Here is a 2,285-nt window from a genome sequence, read left to right as displayed (position 1 = left end):
CCCCCGCCCCGCCGACAGCGGCGTGACCGCCGTACCGGGCAGCCCGTCCGGCACTGTCGGCGGCTCGCCGAGCGCGGGGCCGAGCACCACCCGCTCCGCGCCCGGGGCCCTCGCGCCCTCCACGGCCACCAGCAGCGGCGGGGGCGACGCCCCGGTGCCGGCGCTGTGCACGCGCTCCGACCTGGGGCGGGGGAGCCGGCGCCTCGGCGCAGCGGACGCCGACGGGCGGGTCTACGGCTCGTTCACCGTGACCAACGTCTCCGGGCGCGGCTGCCAGCTCGGCGGGCCCGGTTCGGTCACCGTCACGGGCGTCACGGGGACGGACACCGGTCGCATCCGGGTGGCCTTCCACACGGCGGGCGACCCGGCGACCGAACTGCCCGCGCCAAGGCCCTCGTCCGGCCCGGCGACGGGGAAGGACGCGGGAAGCGACGGGCTCGTGCTCGCGCCCCGGGCCGGGTACCGGGTGGACTTCGCCTGGATCCCGGACCCGGCCGGCTGCTCCGCGGTGCCGGGTGGCGGGTCGGCCTCGCCGAGCGCGTCGATCGGCACCGGCCAGCCGGGCACGTCCGGCGGCGGTACGACGGGGGGCGGCGGCGTGACGGGCGGTGCGGGCGGCCCCGGCACGGCGAGCGCTGGCCCGGGGACTGGGCCCGGTACGGGTCCCGGTACGGGCCCGGGGACGGGTGGCGGCGCGGGCGGCGGGACGGGCTCGGTGCCCGGTGCGGGCGAAGGCGGTGCTGGTTCCGGATCGGGATCGGGCTCCGGATCGGGGTCGGGCTCCGGATCGGGTTCGGTGCCTGGCGCCGGGTCCGCGTCCGGTGGTGAGGTTGGCGGCTCGGGGGCGGGGACCTCCGGCGCCGGCTCGGGAGGCACGGGCGGCGGCGCGACCGCTTCCGGCGCCGCGAGCGGCGGGCCGGGGACCTCGGCGGGCGGTACCAGTGGGGTGCCCGGGGTGGTCCCGGCGTCCGACCCCACCGTGGAGCCGACCACGCCGCCGCGGCCGACCGCGACGACGGGCGCCCCCAGCGGCGCGCCGAGCCCGTCGGCCACCGGGACGTCCGGCCCGAGCGCGCCTGCGGGGAACGTCACCCTGGTGTACACCCCGGCCCCGGGCAACCCGGCCGCCGCGACCGTAGCCCTGCCCGGCGCCTGCGCAGGCACCGTCTACCGGACGACCCCGCAGCTCCTCCCGCCTGACCCCCAGGCCCCCGCCCCCAGCACCTCCCCCTCGGCGGGGTGAACGGCTGGTGGGGCGGCCGGCTGGTGGGTGACTCGCCGTTGAGGTGGGGTGCCGGTGTGCTGGGGGGGGCCGTCCCCGCGGCGCGAGAAGTCGGCGGGTCCGACTTTCTGCTCCAGTAGAGGGGCGGGCGGGCGCGGACGGGGCCGGCCGCGCGGGGCGAGTATGTAGACCGGTCTGCATATTTTGATGGTTCGGGGGAGAGGTCGCGGTTGGGAGTGGAAAGTCGGTGGGACCGACTTCCTGTTCCGGCGTCTGGGTGTGGGCGGAGTGGGCGAGGCAGTATATGTAGACCGGTCTGCATATTTTTGCGGCTGGACGCGCGAGGCGGGGTCGGGTGGGGGCGGGCGGGTTGGCGCGAGGGGAGTGGGAAGTCGGCGGGCTCGACTTTCAGCTCCAGAGGCCCACGCGGGTGGCTGAACTATGTAGACCGGTCGCCATATTCGGTGCCCCGGGCGTGGGTGGAGGCCGAGGTGGCGGGAGCAGGAAGTCGGCCGGGTCGACTTCCTACTCCCGAGTGCACGTGCGTCCGGCAGAGTATGTAGACCGGTCTGCATATTTCCCGGCGGCGGGAGGCGTGGCGGGAAGGGTTCACGGGGCCCCTGGGGGCGGGCGGGGTGTGAGGAGTGGTTACCGTGGGGGTGTGTACCGGTTCCTCCTCACCCCGCGCTGGCTGAGCGGCACCGCGCTGGCCGTGGCGGCCGTCGCGGTGTGCGTCTGGCTCGGCTCCTGGCAGCTCGGTCGCTTCGAGGACAAGGTCTCCTCGCACAAGGAGATCAGCCAGGCGGCGTCCGACGCCGGCACGCCCCGGCCGCTCGACGAACTGCTGGCCGCCGACCGGCCGCAGGTCACCACCGACACCGTCGGCCGCGCCGTGACGGTCACCGGCACCTTCGACCAGCAGCACCAACTGCTCGTCCCCAACCGCGTGCTGGACGGCAAGCAGGGCTACTACGTGCTCACCCCGCTGCGCACCGCCGACGGACGCACCGCCGCCGTCGTCCGCGGCTGGGCCGCCGGAGATCCCCCGGCGGCGACCGCGGTC

2 protein-coding genes are annotated in these 2,285 nt (G+C 76.7%); one reads left to right on the top strand and one right to left on the bottom strand.

Features of this window, described 5'->3' with window-relative positions; translation table 11 throughout:
* Positions 1–231: 231 nt before the first annotated feature.
* Positions 232–567 carry a hypothetical protein gene (locus tag ABD308_RS21130; protein WP_344337518.1) on the bottom strand — a complete coding sequence of 112 codons (336 nt, stop codon included), beginning with the start codon at positions 565–567 and terminating at the stop codon, positions 232–234.
* 1,316 nt (positions 568–1,883) lie between these two features.
* Here ABD308_RS21130 and ABD308_RS21125 point away from each other — a divergent pair.
* A partial coding sequence (locus tag ABD308_RS21125; protein ID WP_344337517.1) for an SURF1 family protein occupies positions 1,884–2,285 on the top strand: 402 nt, incomplete at its 3' end.

It is taken from the genome of Kitasatospora putterlickiae, assembly GCF_039527695.1.
Taxonomy (GTDB): domain Bacteria; phylum Actinomycetota; class Actinomycetes; order Streptomycetales; family Streptomycetaceae; genus Kitasatospora; species Kitasatospora putterlickiae.
This window is presented reverse-complemented; position numbering and strand designations above follow the sequence as displayed.